The 19,145-nt window shown below is 68.6% G+C and carries 26 protein-coding genes and 3 pseudogenes; 17 read left to right on the top strand and 12 right to left on the bottom strand.

From position 1 onward, the window contains the following. Positions 1 to 51: 51 nt before the first annotated feature. On the bottom strand, positions 52 to 615 hold the full coding sequence (locus tag ACFY0T_RS35380; protein ID WP_388880148.1) for a GNAT family N-acetyltransferase: 564 nt from the start codon (positions 613 to 615) through the stop codon (positions 52 to 54). A gap of 235 nt (positions 616 to 850) precedes the next feature. On the opposite strand from ACFY0T_RS35380, the gene ACFY0T_RS35375 reads away from it, so the two are divergent. Beyond that, positions 851 to 1,042 carry a hypothetical protein gene (locus tag ACFY0T_RS35375; RefSeq protein ID WP_388880145.1) on the top strand — a complete coding sequence of 64 codons (192 nt, stop codon included), beginning with the start codon at positions 851 to 853 and terminating at the stop codon, positions 1,040 to 1,042. Between the two features lie 122 nt (positions 1,043 to 1,164). Here the strand turns inward: ACFY0T_RS35375 and ACFY0T_RS35370 are convergent. Together ACFY0T_RS35370 and ACFY0T_RS35365 are read right to left on the bottom strand one after the other, a co-directional pair. Continuing rightward, positions 1,165 to 1,341 (bottom strand): annotated as a pseudogene (locus tag ACFY0T_RS35370) (IS200/IS605 family accessory protein TnpB-related protein); the annotation flags it as partial. A gap of 90 nt (positions 1,342 to 1,431) precedes the next feature. Then, positions 1,432 to 2,427, bottom strand: a complete 996-nt coding sequence (locus ACFY0T_RS35365; protein ID WP_388880143.1) for a DMT family transporter — start codon at positions 2,425 to 2,427, stop codon at positions 1,432 to 1,434. Between the two features lie 147 nt (positions 2,428 to 2,574). On the opposite strand from ACFY0T_RS35365, the gene ACFY0T_RS35360 reads away from it, so the two are divergent. After that, the gene (locus tag ACFY0T_RS35360; protein WP_388880140.1) at positions 2,575 to 3,027 is read left to right on the top strand and encodes an Lrp/AsnC family transcriptional regulator; all 453 of its coding nucleotides are present in this window, start codon (positions 2,575 to 2,577) and stop codon (positions 3,025 to 3,027) included. Between the two features lie 144 nt (positions 3,028 to 3,171). Further along, entirely contained in the window at positions 3,172 to 3,399 is a 228-nt protein-coding gene (locus ACFY0T_RS35355) for a hypothetical protein (RefSeq protein WP_388880137.1), read from the top strand. Positions 3,400 to 3,601: 202 nt separating this feature from the next. On the opposite strand, the pseudogene ACFY0T_RS35350 reads toward ACFY0T_RS35355, so the two are convergent. Continuing rightward, positions 3,602 to 3,802, bottom strand: a pseudogene (locus ACFY0T_RS35350) (transposase family protein); the annotation flags it as partial. A 294-nt stretch (positions 3,803 to 4,096) separates the two neighbouring features. Here ACFY0T_RS35350 and ACFY0T_RS35345 point away from each other — a divergent pair. From ACFY0T_RS35345 to ACFY0T_RS35335, 3 genes are all read left to right on the top strand, one after another. Continuing rightward, positions 4,097 to 5,269 carry a hypothetical protein gene (locus tag ACFY0T_RS35345; RefSeq protein ID WP_388880135.1) on the top strand — a complete coding sequence of 391 codons (1,173 nt, stop codon included), beginning with the start codon at positions 4,097 to 4,099 and terminating at the stop codon, positions 5,267 to 5,269. A gap of 62 nt (positions 5,270 to 5,331) precedes the next feature. Continuing rightward, the gene (locus ACFY0T_RS35340; protein ID WP_388880132.1) at positions 5,332 to 5,712 is read left to right on the top strand and encodes a VOC family protein; all 381 of its coding nucleotides are present in this window, start codon (positions 5,332 to 5,334) and stop codon (positions 5,710 to 5,712) included. A 123-nt stretch (positions 5,713 to 5,835) separates the two neighbouring features. Beyond that, the gene (locus tag ACFY0T_RS35335; RefSeq protein WP_388880129.1) at positions 5,836 to 6,384 is read left to right on the top strand and encodes a hypothetical protein; all 549 of its coding nucleotides are present in this window, start codon (positions 5,836 to 5,838) and stop codon (positions 6,382 to 6,384) included. Positions 6,385 to 6,981: 597 nt separating this feature from the next. Here ACFY0T_RS35335 and ACFY0T_RS35330 read toward each other — a convergent pair. Then, a complete protein-coding gene (locus ACFY0T_RS35330) occupies positions 6,982 to 7,575 on the bottom strand; it encodes a hypothetical protein (protein ID WP_388880127.1) in 594 nt (197 codons plus the stop codon). 338 nt (positions 7,576 to 7,913) lie between these two features. On the opposite strand from ACFY0T_RS35330, the gene ACFY0T_RS35325 reads away from it, so the two are divergent. Continuing rightward, positions 7,914 to 8,126, top strand: coding sequence for a hypothetical protein (locus ACFY0T_RS35325; protein WP_388880662.1), 213 nt, complete (start codon positions 7,914 to 7,916; stop codon positions 8,124 to 8,126). Here the strand turns inward: ACFY0T_RS35325 and ACFY0T_RS35320 are convergent. The 3 genes and pseudogenes from ACFY0T_RS35320 to ACFY0T_RS35310 form a co-directional block, all read right to left on the bottom strand. Next, a pseudogene (locus ACFY0T_RS35320) lies at positions 8,126 to 8,263 on the bottom strand (sigma-70 family RNA polymerase sigma factor); the annotation flags it as partial. The gene ACFY0T_RS35325 and the pseudogene ACFY0T_RS35320 sit on opposite strands and share 1 nt — an antisense overlap. A 74-nt stretch (positions 8,264 to 8,337) precedes the next feature. Further along, on the bottom strand, positions 8,338 to 8,463 hold the full coding sequence (locus ACFY0T_RS35315) for a hypothetical protein (RefSeq protein WP_388880124.1): 126 nt from the start codon (positions 8,461 to 8,463) through the stop codon (positions 8,338 to 8,340). A 411-nt stretch (positions 8,464 to 8,874) separates the two neighbouring features. Continuing rightward, positions 8,875 to 9,012: a hypothetical protein gene (locus ACFY0T_RS35310; protein ID WP_388880121.1), complete on the bottom strand. Its 138-nt coding sequence runs from the start codon at positions 9,010 to 9,012 to the stop codon at positions 8,875 to 8,877. Positions 9,013 to 9,094: 82 nt separating this feature from the next. Here ACFY0T_RS35310 and ACFY0T_RS35305 point away from each other — a divergent pair, with 82 nt between their 5' ends. Together ACFY0T_RS35305 and ACFY0T_RS35300 are read left to right on the top strand one after the other, a co-directional pair. Next, the gene (locus tag ACFY0T_RS35305) at positions 9,095 to 9,334 is read left to right on the top strand and encodes a hypothetical protein (RefSeq protein ID WP_388880118.1); all 240 of its coding nucleotides are present in this window, start codon (positions 9,095 to 9,097) and stop codon (positions 9,332 to 9,334) included. Continuing rightward, the gene (locus tag ACFY0T_RS35300) at positions 9,334 to 9,711 is read left to right on the top strand and encodes a fic family toxin-antitoxin system, toxin component (RefSeq protein WP_382129875.1); all 378 of its coding nucleotides are present in this window, start codon (positions 9,334 to 9,336) and stop codon (positions 9,709 to 9,711) included. Before ACFY0T_RS35305 ends, ACFY0T_RS35300 begins: the two co-directional genes overlap by 1 nt. A 479-nt stretch (positions 9,712 to 10,190) precedes the next feature. Here ACFY0T_RS35300 and ACFY0T_RS35295 read toward each other — a convergent pair whose 3' ends face one another. After that, a complete protein-coding gene (locus tag ACFY0T_RS35295; RefSeq protein ID WP_388880115.1) occupies positions 10,191 to 10,430 on the bottom strand; it encodes a hypothetical protein in 240 nt (79 codons plus the stop codon). A 37-nt stretch (positions 10,431 to 10,467) separates the two neighbouring features. Between ACFY0T_RS35295 and ACFY0T_RS35290 the strand changes: the two genes are divergently transcribed. Next, positions 10,468 to 10,746, top strand: coding sequence for an STAS domain-containing protein (locus ACFY0T_RS35290; RefSeq protein WP_388880112.1), 279 nt, complete (start codon positions 10,468 to 10,470; stop codon positions 10,744 to 10,746). Between the two features lie 489 nt (positions 10,747 to 11,235). Here ACFY0T_RS35290 and ACFY0T_RS35285 read toward each other — a convergent pair whose 3' ends face one another. After that, the gene (locus tag ACFY0T_RS35285) at positions 11,236 to 11,916 is read right to left on the bottom strand and encodes a type III effector protein (protein WP_388880110.1); all 681 of its coding nucleotides are present in this window, start codon (positions 11,914 to 11,916) and stop codon (positions 11,236 to 11,238) included. 126 nt (positions 11,917 to 12,042) lie between these two features. On the opposite strand from ACFY0T_RS35285, the gene ACFY0T_RS35280 reads away from it, so the two are divergent. From ACFY0T_RS35280 to ACFY0T_RS35265, 4 genes are all read left to right on the top strand, one after another. Next, the gene (locus ACFY0T_RS35280; protein WP_388880107.1) at positions 12,043 to 12,477 is read left to right on the top strand and encodes an Hsp20/alpha crystallin family protein; all 435 of its coding nucleotides are present in this window, start codon (positions 12,043 to 12,045) and stop codon (positions 12,475 to 12,477) included. Positions 12,478 to 12,573: 96 nt separating this feature from the next. Continuing rightward, on the top strand, positions 12,574 to 12,969 hold the full coding sequence (locus tag ACFY0T_RS35275; RefSeq protein WP_388880104.1) for a DUF2267 domain-containing protein: 396 nt from the start codon (positions 12,574 to 12,576) through the stop codon (positions 12,967 to 12,969). A gap of 153 nt (positions 12,970 to 13,122) precedes the next feature. Beyond that, positions 13,123 to 13,518, top strand: coding sequence for a DUF2267 domain-containing protein (locus ACFY0T_RS35270; RefSeq protein WP_388880101.1), 396 nt, complete (start codon positions 13,123 to 13,125; stop codon positions 13,516 to 13,518). Positions 13,519 to 14,317: 799 nt separating this feature from the next. Next, entirely contained in the window at positions 14,318 to 14,689 is a 372-nt protein-coding gene (locus ACFY0T_RS35265; protein WP_388880098.1) for a hypothetical protein, read from the top strand. A gap of 126 nt (positions 14,690 to 14,815) precedes the next feature. Here ACFY0T_RS35265 and ACFY0T_RS35260 read toward each other — a convergent pair whose 3' ends face one another. Together ACFY0T_RS35260 and ACFY0T_RS35255 are read right to left on the bottom strand one after the other, a co-directional pair. After that, entirely contained in the window at positions 14,816 to 15,238 is a 423-nt protein-coding gene (locus ACFY0T_RS35260; protein WP_388880095.1) for a CBS domain-containing protein, read from the bottom strand. A gap of 131 nt (positions 15,239 to 15,369) precedes the next feature. Further along, on the bottom strand, positions 15,370 to 16,179 hold the full coding sequence (locus ACFY0T_RS35255) for a VOC family protein (RefSeq protein ID WP_388880093.1): 810 nt from the start codon (positions 16,177 to 16,179) through the stop codon (positions 15,370 to 15,372). A gap of 537 nt (positions 16,180 to 16,716) precedes the next feature. Between ACFY0T_RS35255 and ACFY0T_RS35250 the strand changes: the two genes are divergently transcribed. The 3 genes from ACFY0T_RS35250 (at position 16,717) to ACFY0T_RS35240 (ending at position 18,192) form a co-directional block, all read left to right on the top strand. Continuing rightward, on the top strand, positions 16,717 to 16,890 hold the full coding sequence (locus ACFY0T_RS35250) for an Hsp20/alpha crystallin family protein (RefSeq protein WP_388880090.1): 174 nt from the start codon (positions 16,717 to 16,719) through the stop codon (positions 16,888 to 16,890). 560 nt (positions 16,891 to 17,450) lie between these two features. Then, entirely contained in the window at positions 17,451 to 17,657 is a 207-nt protein-coding gene (locus ACFY0T_RS35245) for a S1 RNA-binding domain-containing protein (protein WP_388880087.1), read from the top strand. Between the two features lie 13 nt (positions 17,658 to 17,670). Next, positions 17,671 to 18,192: a hypothetical protein gene (locus tag ACFY0T_RS35240; protein WP_388880084.1), complete on the top strand. Its 522-nt coding sequence runs from the start codon at positions 17,671 to 17,673 to the stop codon at positions 18,190 to 18,192. The last annotated feature ends 953 nt before the right edge of the window (positions 18,193 to 19,145 follow it).

The following is a 19,145-nucleotide window of genomic DNA, read 5'->3' as shown; positions in this document are numbered from 1 at the left end:
ACCTACCGGTTCCAGTGGGGTGTGGATGCAGAACGGCCGTTCGCACAGTGGCTACTGCTGCTCCCACTGTTCCTTGGTGATCTCGTACCGCACGCCCCCGTGCTCGGAGCCCTCGATCATCTCCATGTCGGGGGGAGTGGGGATGGTGTCCGCGAGCGTCATTTCGAGCTTCTCCATGATGTTGCGCGAACCGTAGTTCACGGCCATCGTCTCAGCCCAGACCATGCGCACACCGAGCCCTGTGAACGCCTTGCCCAGCAAAGCCCGCGAGCCTTCGGTGGCATAACCCTTACCCCAAGCCGCCTGCCGCAGCCGGTAGCCAAGTTCGACCTCGTCCAGCGGGCCCTGCGGCTCGGGACGCAGGCAGAACCAGCCGATGAACGCGCCGCCGTCCTTCTCGTGCGCGGCGAACAGTCCAAGATCGCCGCGCCACCTCTCGTAGCCGGCGATGATGTTTGGCAGGTGGCGCTCGCGGACAATCTCCGGGGCGGTCGGATTGCCCCCGGTCAGATAGCGCATCACCGCGGCGTCGCTGTCCAACTCGATCAGCAAGTCCGCGTCGTCGGTAGTGAAGCGGCGCAGGGTCAGGCGCTCGGTCTCCAGGTAGGTGTCCACAGAGTTGATCATGCCTAAAGCGGGGCGGGCAGTTCAACGGCTTTACTCGGATACCGTCGGCGAACCTCGAGATGCTGCCGCGGAATCCGCGCGGAGGTCGACACCGCGGTGGGGCGCTTGCGGACCTCAGCCGTGGTGGGCGCTTGACCGTCTTCCCAGCCCTCGGGGCCCGGCCTACGCCCCGCTCCTCGCCGAACCCGTGCAGGACCACTGGTCGGTTGAGGCCCTGCACCACGTGCGAGACGTCACCTTCCGCGAGGACGCCTCCCGCGTTCGCATCGGCACCGCGCCCCGCGCCATGGCCACCCTGCGCAATCTGACCGTCGGGCTCATCCGCCGGGCTGGCTGGACCAACATCGCCGCCGCAACAGGCCACTACCGGTCACGCCCCGACCACGCCACCGCACTTCTCGATCTCGCAGCCTGAGAACGCATCAGCCCTGCCTCCGAATCGTTCGCCTTCTCAAGTGCCTGCTCTGCGGTCTGCCATCGCCAAGCTGACCTCCCCCGATCTCAGCGAAGACCGCGCGCAGTCAGAACGAACCGTTCCTAGTCAGTGAGCAGGAGTGAGTCTTGGACCCATACATGGTCACTGCGGACATCGCGAACGGTTTTGGGTGTCCTGGTCGTCCACTTTCGCTCCGCGTCCGGCTGCACGCATCCTGTGCGTGATCCGGGGATGCGGGGGCGGGTTTCCTCACGCCCGCGGGCGCCTGGTCCGGCCTGGGCGTCCGATCTCCGCCGCAACCGACCTGCGACGACTGTCAGCGCGCTCGACATCACAGTGGACACCGAGTACTTGGGGCAGAGGCTGTCTCACCGCATACTCGCTGCCCGGTCCGGCACGGACCCCGCCTCCGCCGCAGTCCGAGCAGTCGCAGTCCCGGAAGGCTCGCTTCCCCCCGCGTCCGGCTTCGCCGTGGCTCCCTGTCCCCGCTCGATCATGCCCAGCGCCACCCCGACGATGATGATCACGCCGCCCGTCACCTGGGCGAGCCGGATCGACTCCCCGTTGATCACGACGGCGCCGATGACGCCGAAGACCGGGACCAGGTTGAGGATGTTGACCGCGACGCTCGATGCCATCCTGCGCAGGCCGTAGTTGTAGAGCAGGAAGCCGCCGACGGAGCACGCCACGGCCAGGTAGACCAGCAGCGATGAGGCGGTCGCACCCGGCATCCGCCAGTCGTCGGCCTCCAGCAGGGACGCGAGCAGGAAGCCGGCCGCGCCCGCCAGGGTCTGGTAGTGGGTGACGCTCGCGGCGTCCTGGCCGGCGCTCGCGCGCTTGCCGAGTACGTTGTAGCCGGCCCAGGCCAGCCCGCCGAGCAGCAGCAGGATGTCCCCCAGCCAGCGCGAACTGCCGCCGACCTCGGCCCCGTTGCGTACGACGAGGAAGGCGCCGACGGTGGCCAGCAGCACGCCCGTCACCCTCAGCAGCGGCATCCGGGTGCGGAAGACGACCAGTTCCACCAGCATCGTCATCAGCGGGTACGTGGCCACGATCAGCGACGCGTCGGATGCCGTGGACAGGTCGACGCCGACGTTCTCCAGGATGAAGTACACGGTGATGCCGAGGAACCCGCTCAGGTAGAGCTGCCGCCGCTGCCGCGGGTCCGGCCGGGCCGGGCGGTGCCGGCTCAGCCGTACCATCACGCCCAGGAGTAACGCCGCGAGGGTGAACCTGATGGCGCCGATACTGAGCGGGCCGACATCCTCCAGCACCTGCTTGGTCACCGCGTACGAACTGCTCCAGAACAGTGCGGCCGCCATGACCGCACACACCGCCCACACCGTGGGTCCTCGTTCACGCATATCAAGTCGCCCCTCTCCACTACTCACTGCCGCTGACCACACCGTGACCGAACGAACGTCAGTCAACTAGGCTGGAGGCTAACAAGATCATCGATGGTGATGCGATGAGTCCGAATTACCTTCGGAATCCGGCGGGGTGAGGCAAGCATGGACGAACTAGATTCGGCGTTGGTGCGGATGCTCCAGGAGGACGGTCGGCGCACCAATCGGGACATGGCCCAGGAACTCGGTATCGCCCCGTCCACGTGTCTGGAGCGAATCCGGTCGCTGCGCAGGAGCGGCATCCTGACGGGATTTCACGCGGAGGCAGACCTCGCGGCGATCGGCCGCGGGCTGCAGGCGGTGATCGCCGTACGGGTCCGCCCGCCGACACGTGCGGTGATCGAGGCCTTCCAGACCTTCCTGGAGGGGATGCCCGAGGTCATCTCGATCTTCGTCCTCACCGGGAACGACGACTTCCTCGTGCACGTCGCCGTCCGGGACACCGACCATCTGCACGCAGTGGTCCTGGACAAGCTGACGAAGCGCCCGGAACTCGCCGACGTGCGGACGTCGGTGGTCTACGGGCACATGCGCAAGAAGGTCATCGGTCCGGCGTGACACTGGCGCGGACCCCGCTCGCGGCGGGTCACCGGGCCGGTGGTGCGGTCTCCTTGGCCGCCGCGATCAGCAGGTCGTTCGCCTCGGGGCTGCCCACGGTCACCCGCAGGCCGCTGCCCGGGAAGGCCCGCGCGCGTTCAGCAGTTGGAGAGGCGCCTGTCCGAAGAGCTGGGCGCGACGGTCTGGGCCGAATCCGGGCTGGGGGCTCCGGCGGACCTCGAACAACTCCAGCGCCGCATCATCGGACTTGAGCAACAACTCGCGCACAAACAGGGCGAACTGGAAGAGCGAACCGAGGAACTGGACGCTTGCCGGGCAGTCAACCGGGAACTCACACGCGCCCTGAACCAGCCCTCCACCCGCAGCCCATGAGCTCATTCAGCGTTGCTGCGAGGACGGCTGCGGTGATGGACGACATTCGATTCGGGCTGCACCGGGATCTGTGGAAGATGCGCCGTGATGTCAGCCGGGCCACCCCCCGCTCGAGCGGTGCCCGCGCCGGTGGCGAGGGCGCGGTTGACCGCGCGTTGGATCGGCGACAGGTCGCGGCCGGGTGGGCGTCTGACCAGTGTGGTCACCCACGGGCCGGCGCCCAGGTATGCGCGGTCGGCGAGCACCGGGATGCCCTGGCGTTCGCAGATCCGGAGGATCCGGTGGCGCGGGCCGCGGTCAGGTCGTGGACACGGCCGGGCAGCGCGGGCGAGATCCACAGCAGCCGCCCCGCCGAGTCGGTCACCACTTGCAGGTTCACCCCATGTCGGCGGTGCTTGTAGGAGTAGTCGGCCCGGCCGTCGCCGACTGGGGTCGCCGGCTGCGGGCCATCTACGCCCGCCGCTTACCGGGAGGCCTACCGCGCTCGTCGCCCCTCGGACGGCGGGACACTGCACACCTCACCTGGGCCCTCGCCCGCCCCGGATGATGACGAATGGCCGGCCCCACCGCCCATCCCGCCGGCCGCACCTCTCCGTGCACATTCGGCTCCCCGCCCCAACAGTCTGGGGTATCCGGCGGCAGGTTCCACTGCTGATCAACGCGCTGACACGTCTGCTGAACGGGGCGCTGGCGCCTGATGGGGGATATCGCCAAGGGGGCGCTGGGAGGCGCGTGGAGTCTGCTGGTCGGCTGGGTGCTGCCCACCGCGCTCAACCTCGCCATCCTCACCACGTCCCTGCTGCCCGGCCTTCGCAAGGTCCCGCCGTTCGAACACGCCGCAGGCCTGGCCGAACGACGCGGCGCGCTGGCCTTTCTCACCGCCTCGCTGATGCTGGGTCTCGTGCTCAACGCCTTGCAGAACCCTCTCTACCGCATCCTGGAGGGATACTTGCTGTGGCCGTCGCTCGCGTACGAATACGGCTGCCGCCGCCATCAGACCATCAGGCGTTGCCTGACCGACCGGCTTCTGCTCATGCGCCTCGAACGCCGTGCCGCAGGTGCCAGCCTATCCGCCATCGACAGAGCAGACCTCACGCTCCTGCGCCACAGCCCTCATCTGGCCCGCTACCGGAACCTTGATCAGCGCAGCACCGTCACGCGCCGGGCCCTCCTGCAAGAACGCCTCGCCCGCTACCCCGTCGGCGACGGCCACCTCGCCCCGACCCGACTCGGCAATGCAATCCGCCGATTTGAGGTCTACGCCTACGACCGATATCAGCTGGATTCACAGCTCCTGTGGAACGCATTGACCGCCACCGCCCCAGAACAGGCGCGTCGCCAGGTCGACACCGCACGGACCAGCGTCGACTTCTTCGTCTGCCTGCTCTACGGCCACCTCGCCGTACTGCTCGCCGCGGCCGGGACCCTCATGTCCACTGCCACCGGCACGCCAGCCGCAGCGACTACCGCAGTTGTCCTCGCCGCCCTCGTTCCCCTGTGGTACCCCTGCGCCGTGAGCGCCACCGATGAATGGGCGGCTGCCGTGCGGGCCCTGGTCAATGTCGGACGACACCCCCTTGCCGCATCGCTCGGTTTGGATATCCCCAGGGAACTCGCCGCCGAGCGCACGATGTGGTACCTGGCCTCCCGGATCCCACGCATGCCGTACCACGAGCACGCTGCAGCCCTGGACCACTACCGCCGCTCACCTGCCCCCAACCGGCGACGACACGACGTGAAGCGGTGGTGCAGGAGTGGGACGCCGGCGCGGCCAGCCATGCAACTGACCACCTTTGGCAGACGCGTGGTCACTGAGTCGGAAGCTGCGCTGAAATCCGGGGACGCACGGCTCCCGCCAACAGGTTCCTGACACGATGGCTCAGTCGCGGCCGAAGGAGGCCACAGTCCAGCACCCGGAGGGCACGAAACGGCATGGCTGAAGCTCGCGGACTGACACTCACGACCGTCAACATCAGCGCACCAGACCCAGGCGTTCTCGCACGCTTCTACCAGCAACTTCTCGACTGGGAGATCAAGGCCGAGGAGCCGGACTGGGTCCTGTTGAAAGCGGCCGACGGCGGAGTGGGGCTCGCGGTCCAGCGTGAGGAGAACTACGTCCAGCCACGCTGGCCTGCTGGGCCTGCCGACCAGCAGATGATGATGCACCTCGAAATCCGCGTCGACGACCTTGAGAGCGCTGGAGCGAAGGCTGCTGCGCTGGGAGCAACCCCCGCCGATCACCAGCCTCAGGAAGACGTGCGCGTCTACATCGACCCAGCAGGGCACCCCTTCTGTCTCTGGCTGGCCGAGTGACCGCAGCAACTGTGCTGTCGGGGCAGCAATAGGAAATGGGTGCGGCTCCTTTGGAGGGACGGGACCCTGCTTCGGAGCCAGTCTTGGCGGCTACCAGGCTGGGGCGCCGCATCACTCCCTGGCATGATCACGCCTGTGGGTGTGATGTATGACTACTTCTCCGCGGCATCCGACGAGTCGGCCGCCACGACCATCGACGTGCCCGGCGGGCCGGATGGTGCGGGGGCGCAACTGCCAATGCCCCTCCCAGAGATCGTGCGGCGTTACGGGCGCGACGGCCTTCGCGAGTTCCTCAGGCCGCGGCTTCGGCTGGCCGACACGGGGTTCCACGTCGTGGCCACCAAGGGGTTCGACTCGACGACCGATCTCGGAGCGATCGAGGGGATCCTGACTGGGGTCGACTTCGACGAGTTCCTGGCACGGCCCCGGACCTCCCACGTCGTCGCCGAGCGCGACGGAGGCGAGCGTCTGGTGCTCACCCTCAGCGATGAGCTTCAAGGCGTCCTGGCGAGGGTGGAGGCCGCCGAATTGACTGCGGCGGCGCGGCATTGGGTCGAAGAGCGGGGGTCTGGCGATACCGACGCGATCGGCGGCCTGCTGCGCGAGTTGGCGGAACTCGCTCGCGGGGCAGAGCGGCGCCGGGAACGGCTGTACTGCTGGATCTGCGTCTGATCGACCTGAGTTCCGCACTACCCCTGAGGACGGACGCGTCGGCCTGTGCTGGTGGGGCCATCCCTCCAAAGGAGCCACACCCATAGGAAATGCCACCGCCGTGAGACGGAAGCCTTCGTGACCCGGAGAGACACGCGGAAAACAGCAGGTCATAGACGTCTGCTGATGACACGGGCGGCGAGATCTTACGAGAGGGCGCTGATTCGGAGGCCGTACTGGCCTCGTCCCGGGAGCGGCGGCGCTGCTGGAACTGCGCGCGGGTGATGTGCCCGTCGCGGAACGCCTTCTCCTAAAGCCTCGACCGGGTCGTCGTTGACGTCGCTGTCCCAAGCATCCGGGTCATCGACGGGCTACGGGTCGGCCCACAGGCCCGGCTCGTAGGACAGGCCAGGGCGGCACTGGCTACCACAGGGTTCCGTAGGTCCGGCAGGGGGTGCCGGAGGGGTCGCAGTCGGCGCAGTCTTCACAGTGCTGCCAAAACGCCTGCCAGGCCTGTTCCCGGCGGCGGGCTGCGGTGAAGTCCCCGGTGCGCTGTGTGGAGCCGAACGCTGCTCCGCTGTCGTTCCACTTCCATGCGGGCGGGCTCGTTACCGGTGATCAGGCGGGGCGGGGTGGCGCGGGGGATGACGAGGCGCGCCAGTGGACTTGGCGTTCCGGCCGTGGGTCGAAGGTCCGTCGACCGTGTGTGCGGGGGGCGGGGGCGGGTGTCGTGGTCAGCGATGTGATGCGCTCGGTGAAGTCGGGGTCGGGCAGGGGCAGGTCCAGGTCGTCGTCGACGTAGGCCACGGCTGCGGGGACGTAGTCGAGGACGGCGCTGACCAGTGCCGTCCTGGTGACCAGGTCTGAGGTGTCGTCGGCGGTTTTCAGGCTTCGCAGGACGCGAAGCGTCGTGACCAATTCCTGCTGCCCGGCGGGTTCTTCGTCGTGGGCGGAGGACGCTTCTGCCTGGGTGTGCCACCACTCGGCTTCTCCCTGCTCGCCGTGGGCCATGTGGTGGAGGTAGAGGCAGTAGATGGCGGGGCTGTCTCCGGCTCCGGCGGCGTACTGCCACCAAAACCGTGCGGAGTCTTCCCGTTCGGCGAGCTGGAGGATGCACCCCAGTACTCGTGCCCCTGATGGTTCGGGCAGCGAGCGGGCCACGAAGTGCCGCAGGCTGGCCAGGGCCCGGTGCTCATGACGGCCGTCTCGCACAGCGTGTGCAGATCCTGCGCCGCCACTTCAGTGCCGACGTGTGCCGCAGGCTGTGGTGGCCCGCAGGGAGCGGGACCGGCTTCCCTGGCGGGATCGGCACGGCAGGCGGCGACTCGCGCGGCGACGCGGTCGGCCGCGGCGTCGATGTCCTCCTGGGCGTAGGGCTCGTTGACCAGCCGGGCCTTGGCCAGCAGCTGGTCAATGTGCAATGTCATCGGCGTGTCCCTCCTTGGCCAGCCCCAGGATTTCCTGCAGGCGGCGCCTTGCGTAGCGGGCAGTGGAGTGCACTGCCGCCGGCGTGATGCCGAGATGGTCGGCGGTCTCGCGGACGGGTGCGCATGGACGTGGAGCAGCACGGTGACGTCCCGCTGCCGCTCGGGCAGGGCCTCGATCGCCTGGAAGAGGGTGATGTTCTCCTCCAGTTGACCAATGGGGTCGACCGCCTCGCGCAGGGCGGCGGTCCCGAAGGTGCCGTGTCGACCAGTGCCTCACGGCGGCCGCGGGCCCGGCCGGCATCGATCGTGCGGTGCTTCATCACCTGCCAGGCGTAGGCCGCCGGGCTCTCCCTCGCCAGAACCTGCGGCCAGGCCATAAGTAACTGCTCGAAGGCGCAATCGACTGCTTCCTCGGCATCGGCCAGGTTGTTCAGGTACGTCTTCCCCCAGCGCACGTACGCCGTGCGGTGCATCCGGTGGAATGCTTCGAAGTCCAACGGCAGTGTCATCGGCGCGGCACTCGCCGGATGCTCCGTGAAGTCCCGTGTCACGCCTGCCCGTCCTCGTGGTCGCCGCGGCGCAGCTCGCTGACACCCACCCGCACCCCGGCCGCCGCCGCGCGGCGCAGCAGCGCCACAGGGTCCCGGCACAACACCCGCACAGCCAGCACCACGAGGACCACATCCCCAAATAGCCGAAATGACACAGGCCTTCATCCCTCCACTGAATGGACGGGCCCCCTCCCCCGGACCCGGAGGGACGCCCGAACGCTCCCTCTGCTTCCGATGGCGTGCCACAGGGCGCGATCGTGCATCGGACGAACCAGAATTCTCACGGAGTGAAGTCGTTCGACTACTCTCAAGGTGCCGTACGGGGCTTCACAGTTGCCCAGCAAGGCCCGCACCGGACGGTCCACTCACGCCGCTCACCAGTGCGGCTCGACTGCCCAGACGAACCCAGACAGGCGCAACCGGCCACCAATTGTGTGACGAGCATCACGCTTCAGCTTCGAGGCAACTGAAAACAACCTATATACCCGGGCCTGAGCCTCTAGCTGTGCTGTCTCGGGAGGATTGGTGCCGCCTCAGCGACGGGCGGCGCGGCGGCGGACGGTGTCCGGGAGGGTCTGGCTGCGCCAGGTGGCGAGTCGGATGTACGCGGGTGAGATCTCGGCGCTGATGCCGACGTGTCCGAGGGCCTTGGTGGCCGCCGGGCGCCTCATGGTTCCGTCCGGCAGCTACGCCCGTCGGCACGTCCGGGAGAAGGACATTCCACCCCTTGGTACCAGCTGTTACCATCAGAAGATGGCGAAGACGCAGAAGGGCTGGCGGGTCGACGACGAGATCGCGGAACTTGCCACGGCCCGGGCCAAGGACCGCGGCATGAGCGTCGGCGACTACATCGCCGCTCTCGTGCGAGAAGACGTCGGTGGGTTGCGGCAGCAAGGCCTGGACGCGGCGAGGCGCTTCCTCGACGAACACCAGGCGGTCTTCGACGAGGCCGAAGACGCCGACCGTCCCTCCTCGGGGGCACACGCCGCGTAATGGACCTGTACATCGACGTCCCCTGGATCCTGCAGGTCGCGGAGATCGCGGGCGCGGCAGATCCCGCCCCCGACGACTACGGCGTGCCGGTGGCCGCAGTCGCCTGCCACCGGGCCGAACTGCTGGACACTCCCGTCTACGCCGGCCCCTACGCCCGCGCTGCCGCGCTGGTGCACATCCTCGGACGCTGCCGCTGGCTCGAGCGCTCCAACATGGCCGTGGCCGCCGCAACCGGCGTGATGTACCTGGAGGCCTCCGGGATCCCAGTCAAACCCACGCGCGAGGACGCCGTCGCCCTCCGCGACATGCTGCGTGATCCCTCCTGCACCGCCGCCAGGATCGCTGCCCTGCTGCGTGCCTGGCCCCAGGCCACCTGAGCCGTATCGCACGGCATCAGCCATCATGACGGCGCGCTGGTACGGCTGGGCCATCGTCCTGATCGGGACCTTGGCGGGCTGAAGCCGTGACCGTGCATCATGCCGCCGCTTCCCGCTGGGCCCATGTGGCCGAGCGTCTGCCCGCACATCTCGAGGAACTTTCCGGACCCGCGAGCGGGACCGTGGAGCTGCCTCTGCATCTGGCGCGGTCGGGACTGAGGCGTTTCGACGTGAGCGACGAGAAGCTGCTGCTGGGCCTCTACCGCATCGTGCTCACGAACGGGCTGCGCGAGGACCTCACCGGTTACCTCAATGCAGAGCTGCTCGTGAGGCACTGGCCGCGGCTGCGGATCGCCGTGGGCAAGCCGGTGCGCACGTGCTGGGCGCAGCGCTGTCCCGGCTGGTGGCCGCCGCCGCGGCATGAGACTCCTGGAACTGCACCGGCGCCTGCTGAGCGATGCCCTGGACAGCGGCCATGCCTACCGGCTGGTGCTCACGGCGGCTACGCGGTCCGGGGCCACGAGCTGGTCAGCCGGACCAGCCAGGACCTGGACCTGGCCACCGACGCTTCTGAGGGCATGACCGAGATTACCGGCGTCGTCGCTGCCGGCCTGGAGGGCAAAGGCTGGGTGATCCGCGTCGTTGAGGTCGCCCCGCGCATGGCCCATCTGCTCGCCACCGATGCGGCGACCGGCGAAGCCTGCGAGCTCGATCCTCAAGGAGATCTTCCACAGACCTCCCGCGCAGAAGGGGCCGATGGATTACCTCACCGGGCCGGGGTTCCGTGCCGCAGCTCAGCAGTTGCGCGATCCGCCCGGTCAGCGGCTGGTGCTGGAGATGTCCGGTGTCGACTTCCTCGACTCGGCAGGACTCAACGAGCTGCTGCGGTTGAGCAGGCGGGCGGCCGACGGCGGGGAAACCCTGGTCCTGGCCGGGCCGCCGCCGTTCGTGCGGCAGATCCTCTCGCTCACCGGCGCCGACGCGGTCCTGCCGGTGTATGCCCAGGTCGCCGACGCCCGCAGCGACCTGCGTTAGCCGGGTTGGACCAACGATTCCCGGGGCTGCTTCCGCCTGCGGTGTTGAGTGATCAGCGCCCATCGTGACGCCGTATTCGAACCAGCCCGCACGTGGATCAGCGTGGTGGGAGCCGACAGTGCTGGCCCGGCTGTTGTCGCATGCGCGGGGCTTACCTGCTCTTGTGCTGCCAACTCCCCATGAATAGTGGACGGTTGACCGAGCCGCTCGCAGGCGCGACCCAGCGTTTGTCGGCGATGCGGCTCCAGCCGGCCCTCGGTATGAGCTTGTCGCGGCCCGGGGCTGGATCCTGCGGGTGGGGCCGGGCCCGACTGTCCTGTGCCTGAGGGTAAGGGTGCCTGAGAAGGAGCGATCGGGATGATCGGAACCCGGCGAGGGCGGCCTGCGGGGTTCGCCCCATCGCGAACGGCTCGTGAGGACGCGCCGGGGTCCGTCAGAACCCGTGCGGCGCTTTCGCTGTGCGTATTCCGTGCTGGTCAGAGCCGGGGGTCAGGCTCGGTTTCGGCGCTGGTTTCCGCTGTGTCGGCGGAGTTGGTCGGTGTGGCGGGTGAGGTCGTCGACGCGTTCGGCGAGGTCGGGGTGGCCGGATGCCAGGTACGGGTGCGTGTCCGTTAGGGGGGTGACGAGGGCGGCCGGGTCGTTGTCGGCGAGGGCGGCGGTGAGTTCGGCGAGGGGGGTGCGGGCGGCGGCGGGCAGGTCGGGGAGTGCAGTGATCTGGCCGGCGAGCTGGCGCAGGGTGGCGGCGTTGGCGCGGGCCCAGGCGGTGACGGTGCGGTCGGCGGCGCGGCGGTCGCGGGTGGCCTGTACCCGCTGCTCACCCGTGGACCCCGCATGGCCGGGGCGGACGCGCAGGTAGCGGCGTTCGGCGGCCTGGCGGCTGGAGACGCCGAGGGGGTGGGCGAGGTCGGCCCAGCTGGCGCCCGCCTCCCGCGCGGCTTCGATCAGGCCCGGCTCCCACTCAGCGAGTTGCTCGCGCGCTTCGCGCAGGAGCAGCAGCGCGGCGAGTGCCTGCTCGGAGCTGTTCTGGTCCGGCCCGGGGAGGGCGCCGTCCGGCATGGTCTGGGCGGTGTGCAGGGCCTCGTGGATCGTGTTCAGCGCCGCCGCGGCGGCGAGGAAGGACGTCGGCGTGAGACCGCGGGCGCGGGGGGCGGGCTGATCGTCCCTGGTCATCGGGCCTCCACAAGTAATGTCGTCATCTCGTTGACTGTCAACTTGTCATCGCTTGGATGACATGTTACAACGATGGCAGGTGAACGCATTGGCAGTGCCTGACCTGAACGCTGGAGGTGTTTGACGATGTTGATGCGTACCGACCCTTTCCGTGAGCTTGACCGGCTCACCCAGCAGCTCTTCGGCACGACCGGGACGTGGTCGCGGCCGTCGCCGATGCCGATGGACGCCTACCGTGAGGGCGAGGAATACGTGATCGCCCTCGACCTGCCCGGCGTGGCCACGGACGCGATCGACATCGACGTCGAACGGAACATGCTGACCGTCAAGGCCGAGCGGCGGCCCGTCACCAAGGCGGACGACGTGCAGATGGAACTGTCCGAGCGGCCCCTGGGTGTCTTCTCCCGCCAGGTGATGCTGGCCGACACCCTGGATGCCGAGCACATCAAGGCGGACTACGACGCGGGGGTGCTGACCCTGCGGATCCCGATCGCCGAGCGCGCCAAGCCCCGCAAGATCGCCATCGGTGGCGGGTCCGCGCACAAGGAGATCAGCGGCTGAGTCCCCGCCCGGCCGCACTGGAGGACGGGGGACGGTCCCGCCCCCGCGACCTGCCCCGTCCTCCGCTCGCCGCCGCACACAGGCACGGGAGCAGCGATGGTGATGCGATGGGAGGCGTTCCTTCACCAGGTCAAGGAACGCGGCGCGTACGAGAGCACCGAGGAAGCCGAGCGGGCGGCCCGCACGGTGCTGGCGCTGCTGGGCGCGCACCTGGTGGGCGAGGTACGGGCGGACCTGGCCGCCCGGCTGCCGGAGGATCTGGCACTCGTCCTGCTCAATCCGCTTCAGGCGCGCGAGCCGCTGTCCCCCGAGCGGTTCGTGCGGGCCGCCGCGGCATGGATCGAGGGAGCCACCGAACAGACCGCCGCCTGGGACGTGAGCGCCGTGCTCAGCGTGGCCGCGGACGCGGCGGGCGAGGAGCTCACCGGCCGCATCCTGCTCCAGCTCCCGGCGGGCTACGACCTGCTGTTCGGCCACCCCCAGCCCGTCTGACCTACACGCAGCCACACCTCTATTTCCTGACCCCGGGCGGCACCGGTGGCCGGCGCAACGCTCCCGCCACCGGTGCCGCGACCGCCTCACACGAGAATGGCAACCGCGTCAGCGATGAATCACCAGCAGGCGCCGTGCCGGTCCACCGTGGGCATGACGTTCGAGCAGATGCTCGAACAGGTGCGCTACGAAGGCGCCTATGCCACCCGCGCGCAGGCCGAGCAGGCCGTGCGTGACGTGCTGGCTGCCTTCGGGCGCCAGGTCACCGGCGAGGAGCGGGTGGAGCTCGCCGCCCGGCTGCCGTACGAGGCCGCCGTCACCTTCACCTCCCAGATCCCCGCCACCAAGCCCCTCACCGGCTGGGGCTTCGTCGAGGACCTGGCATCCCGCACCGGCGCCGGCCGGGCCACCACCCGTTGGGACACCGGCACCGTCTTTCGCATCGTGGCCCAGCTCGCCGGCGAGGAACTCCTCTCCCGCATCCTCGCCCAACTCCCCTCCGGCTACGCCCTGCTGTTTGGCCGCGCCGAACTCACCCAGGCGGCCTGACCCGCTGGTCGTCGTGCGGCCCAGCTGCCGGCCCGGGACAAGAGGTTCCTCCCGCACGCGCGGGAGGCGGGAGGAACCGCGGGATGCCGCCTCAGCTTGCTGCCGAAAGCGTGGCTCCCAGCGCAGCCAGCACCACCAGCGCCGACACCGCGACCATCACCGTCCGGGCGGCTACAACCCGGCCGACTGGCCGGCCCGTAGCGAACCGTTCGGGCCGGGCCCGGCACCACGGACACCCCGGGCGGCACCGCGACGGAGAATCGTCCATGAGCCAGTAGGCACCGAGCAGCGCGGCCGGGACTGCGTTCTCCTCCGGTTCCATGACCACGGCAACGAGTCCTGCCCCCGGGAGGAAACGCCACCGCCCACCACACAGCCCGTCTGCCCCACGATGGGAACGCCTCAGAGCATGCTGTTGACGGCCTGGGCCGTCGCGGCGACTTCGCGGGTGTCGTTTCGACGCGAGTTCGGGAGTCATCTGTCGCGCGTCAGAGTGATCAACGTCGATGAGAATCGATGAAGTGACACAGCCACGCAGCAATTGCACGGATCGATGCACCCGGCACACCAGACAAATCCGCGCCGGGTTCACCGGCCGCACTGCTGGTGACCCTTGCCGTGGTCCCGCCGTTGCAGGGGCGTGAAGAACTGCACGTGCGGCAATGTCGTCTGTCACGGCCCTGGCCTGATGGCTGCGGATTTCTAGTATCGCCACGAGCGTCGCCGTGACGGTGCGCGCGACGATGACGTGCTCACCGTGGTGCTGTCCCTGGTGTGCAAGTTGACACGGGATGCGCCCGTGACCCTGCACTACGTCAAGGAAGCAGAGCTGCAGCAGATCCCGGAGTCCGCGCTGCGCGCGAAGGTTGCCTGGCTGGCAGCGAACCGGTACGTCGCCCTGGACGGCCAGGTGGACTCTCGGGTGCGGCTGTGGCTCAACCCTTCGATCGCCTTCCTCGTCGGGGTGACAGATCCGCGGGTTGCCGCAGCACGCCACCGTTTCCCGTACATCACGACAGACCCCAAAGGCATGGCTGCCGAGGAACCAGTGCATGTCGCGGAGTACGACGAACGCGGGTGGGAGGAGCTGTACCGGCAGAACGCCGAAGACTGGGAGAACCCGCCGCCCATGCCCTTCGGATGTCCTCTGCACGGTGTGGGACTGCGGTGAAGCGGCGACTGCTCACTCGCGGGCTGCATGGTCTTCGTCGAGGGAGCGCAGCCACACCCATCGGGCCGTGGGCACCGACAACTGCCGTCGTCGCGACCTGTCGTTGATCCGTTCGGCCGTAGGAGATCAGCCTGCGTATACCCGATGGACGAACTCCGCGAGCTGGTCGTCGGTGAGATGACGGGCCATGTCCACCTCACTGATCATGCCGATCATGCGCTTGTTCTCGATCACCGGGAGGCGCTTGATCCGGTGATTCTCCATCTCGCGCAGGACATCGGAGACGTCGGAGTCCGCATCGATCCAGCGGGGCGTGCCCTCACACAGGTCACCGCACGTCACCCGCGCGGGATCGTGGCCCGCGGCGATGCACTTCACCACGATGTCACGGTCCGTGATGATGCCGGACATCCGGTCGTCGTTGCTGGGGTCGCTGACTGGCAGCGCACCGACCTCGTGGTCCCGCATCATCTGCGCTGCGCGGTCCAGCGTCTCGGTCCGGGGAATCCACTGGGCGCCGGGGGTCATGATGTCCTTGGCAGTCGTCATCTCTTGCCTCTCCACGATGTGCGGGGCTTCCTGGGCCGAGCAACTCAGCGTCGGCCACGGCCACCTTCAGCTTCCCGTCGCTTCTGCTGTCTGGCGCTTTCACCTACGCCGTCCGGGCACCGAGGGTGACGTCAGCGCAGCCGACGCGAGGTCACCCTGAACTGGGCGCTGTCGGGGTCGAGCAGCACGGCCTCGTGCTCGCCCTCCTCCAGGACGCTGCCGCCATGCTTCTTAGCTGCCCGGACGCACGGTCCCACATCGTCCACGGCGAAGTGGACCTGCCAGTGCGGCCGGACCGAAGGGTCGGGTGGCATATCCACCGAGCCCGACTGGATGCGGGCCACGATGTCGCCCCGGCTACGCAGCAGCACCCTGCCTTCCGTGTACTCGACCTCGCAGCAGCCGGGGAGGCCCGAGGCCCAGTCCAGGACCTCGCCGTAGAAGATGGCCGCGTCGAAGGCGTCACGGGTGTGAAGGGTGATGAACGTCGACGCCGCCTGCCGCCACGCCTCCCACTCGGTGACGAGTTTCCCCTGCCATATTCCGAAGGGGGCCCCATCACGGTCCGCGAGCAGCGCCGCCCTTCCCGGAGGGAAGGAGATCGGCCCCACCGCCACGGTCCCGCCGCGCTCCCGGACGCGCGCCGCCGCCTCGTCCGCGTTCGTCACGGCAAAGTACGGCGTCCAGGCAACGACCATTTGCCATACAGCCGCCACCCCCGCGATCCCCGCGACGGGTACCCCGTCCGCCAGCGCGGTCCGGAAACGGTCGCCCAGCCTGGCCTTGCGCCACTGCCAGCCCAGTACGGCCCCGTAGAAGTCCTGCGTGGCGTCGAGGTCGCGGCTGGTCAGACTCACCCAGCACGGCGCGCCGAACACGGAACGCGTGAAGACGACGTCCGTCGCACCGGAGGAGTGTGTCGTGCCGTGATTCACCGCCATCGCGCCCTGGTCTCGTACGCCGACAGCCACCGCTCTGACTCCAGTGTCCGATGAGAGTTCCGGAGCCGCACGTCGCCTGCCCTGAGCCCCTTCCCGAAAACGAGCTCGGTCCATGCCCGAGTCCGGCGGCCCGGGAGCCTGACCTTCTGTGGGGTTCGCGATGTCACCTGCCCGGCGCACAACGCGCGTCTGACGCATTTCGTTGGTTCTGACGTGGCACAGCGACCAGGTGTGCGGTACATGGAATTGCGGGAGCGACTGCAGCGAGTCCTGGCGCGCAGCGAGCCGGCATTCGTGTGGCGCCTGGGCGTTGCCGGCGACGAGGGGGGTGTGAACGGGCGATCATCCACGGTTGAGTCGCCCGGTCCGGAGGGGAAGCGCGCCACGGGAAGTGACCCGAATGGTCCACCCTCGCGGAGGTGAATCGCGATGTAGCTGCCTGTACGACACCGGCCAGGCACCCTGCTGGGAAGGTCGCTCCGCGGCTTCGGATGGGGCGAACCCGTCGCAGCCGAGTTCGACGAACTGTTCGAGCGCATGGACCGGCTGCTGGAAGGCACCGCCGCCGCTCCCGCCGCACTGGCCTGGTCTCCCGCGGCCGACATGCGAGAGACCGACGACGCCTACGTGATCGAGGCGGAACTGGCCGGGATCAAGCGAGACGACATCGACGTCGAGATGAGCGAGCGGGAGCTGCCGGTCCCCGCGTAGTAGGGCGCCACCACGGTGGGGCAGCATCTGCTCAGCCATTGCCTGCCCGTGAGGGGTCGTCATGCCTTCCGCCCGCCGTGCCACCTCGTCCGCGGTCCTCGTCTGCCTGCTGTTGGCGGGGTGCTCGTCCACGTCGCTCGGCGGCTCGGTTGCCTCGCCAAGTGGGAGCCCGGCGGCGGGAGCATCGGGGACCGGCGCGGCGGACGGGGCGTCCGGGCGGTCGATCGCGGTAGGGGCCGGTCCGCAGGAGAAGTGCACGGTGCAGCAGCAGCCGGCCGCGGGCAGCTGCCACGACCGGTCGACCGAGCAGGGCGAACCGTTCGAGGACCCGACGTGCACGCCGGGCGCGATCTCGCCCGCGGTCACCCAGGCGAACCTGAAGTCAACGATCTGCCGAAAAGGCGGCTACACCAGCGGGATCCGCCCGCCGGAGTCCGTCACACACAAGGAGAAGGCCCTCAACGCCGCCTCCTACGGCTACACCGGCAGCCTGTCGATGCCGATATTGGTAACCCCGGCTATCAGAACGTCACGCAGATCTGCTGCCTCCATTCGCCGACATGATCGGCCAGACCGTCAGCGGCCAGGTCACCAAGGTCGCGCCGATCGGCGCCTTCGTCCGAGTCGCCGACTGCGTCGAAGGACTCATCCGACCAGAAGAACTCCCTGAGACGCCTGCCGTGGAAGGGCAGGCGTTGATGGTCACGATCCTCGGCGTCGACCTCGAGCGACATCGGATCTTCCTGGCTGCAGCACGCGGACGTTGAGCGGAGGCACCACGTGGATGAGCCGAATCTCAACCTCAGTTCCTGGAGCATCGAGAGCCTTGAGACCCACATGGTCGGGCTTCAGTGCGGGCAGGAGCTGGAGCGGATCCGCACGGTGGCGCAGTCCCACGTCTATCGGTCTGTCCAGTCGCGCGATGTCCGTCTCCGCTGGGCCAAGCTGTCCCTGGCGGCGAACGGGCGGTTTCACGGCGACGGTTTGTGGGAGCAAGCCCGTATGCGCAGGCAGGAATTCGCACTTCGGACCTGGGTCATCGAACACCTCGGCACCGACGTTGACCCGGACTGGAACCCCGAAGCTCTGGCCAACGACACCCTCGCCGCGCTCTCGCTTGAGCCGCGCCGGGCGGAGTCGGTCGCGGCAGGCTGGCGAGACCTTCCGATCGAGCAGATCGGCGACCTGCGCCGTCACAAGAACCTCACCGCTCACATCGATCGGCTGATGCCCAGCCTTCCGTCCGGACCGATCAAAGATCAACTCGCAAGCTGGGCGTCCGTGCGCCGACACCTGCCCTGAACTGACCGCGCTCAGCAGCCTCGGCCTCACCTGAAGCATGCGTTCCCCAGGGAGCGTCTGCCGCACAACCCGAACCCGGCCCGCGCCGTGCCCCCGCGTGGGATGTGATCATGGCGCGCAGTACCCGCCACCCAGGCACTACCCGGGCCACCCGCCCCTCGAGGCGAGACGGGTGCTCACCCGACACACCCGCCGAGAAGTTCGGCAGGGTCGGGGCTCCAATCCTTGTCAGCGCGCAGGCCGGCCTGTACGTCCACCAGCAGTTGGCGATCCGGGCCGCAGCGAAGATCAGAGCGGCTCTCGGGCTTCCGCCCCTGCAGGAACCGACCCAATGAGTGACCGGATCGGGTGACAGGACCCGACGGAACCCGCTGGCCTGCTGAGACACAGCTCGCGCCGTGTGGAGGTCCCACGTTGGGATGCGGAGATTCCCGGTGACGTCGTCGGTCCAGGGGCGCGCGCGTTCTCGACGGGGGGCTGGCTGCCTGACTGATCCCCAACGTCGCCGTGGCGCTGTCAGGGGAGCGCGTTTGTATGTCGTCGGCTGGAGGTCTCACGTCATCTGCCGCTGGCAGGCGGGGGAAGAGGCGCTCCTCGAGAGCGTCCATAGCAAAGAGGAACGCCATCATCAGGGCGGGCACGAGCAGAGCGAGCATGATCACAGGACCTCCCGGGGGATGGTCGGCCTGTGTAGCCGATGGTGCCGCTTACCAGGATGGGGCCGAATGGCGTAGTGCGCATGTCATGCGCGGTGGCGCAGCTTGTGTTAAAGCGCTGGCCCGCGAGATCCCAGCAGCCGCCCTGCCCCCTGCCCCGAGGCGCGCATTCCGTCACCTCACGGACCGCATTTCGTCGGTAGGTGTGTCCCGAACGCAAGGAGGAGTTCGATGTAGGTAGAGCACCTTGTTGCGGTGCTGCGTGGAAGATGAAGGACTTTGGCCCTTCGGAGTCGC

The sequence above is a fragment of the Streptomyces sp. NPDC001530 genome, assembly GCF_042894545.1.
Taxonomy (GTDB): domain Bacteria; phylum Actinomycetota; class Actinomycetes; order Streptomycetales; family Streptomycetaceae; genus Streptomyces.
This window is presented reverse-complemented; position numbering and strand designations above follow the sequence as displayed.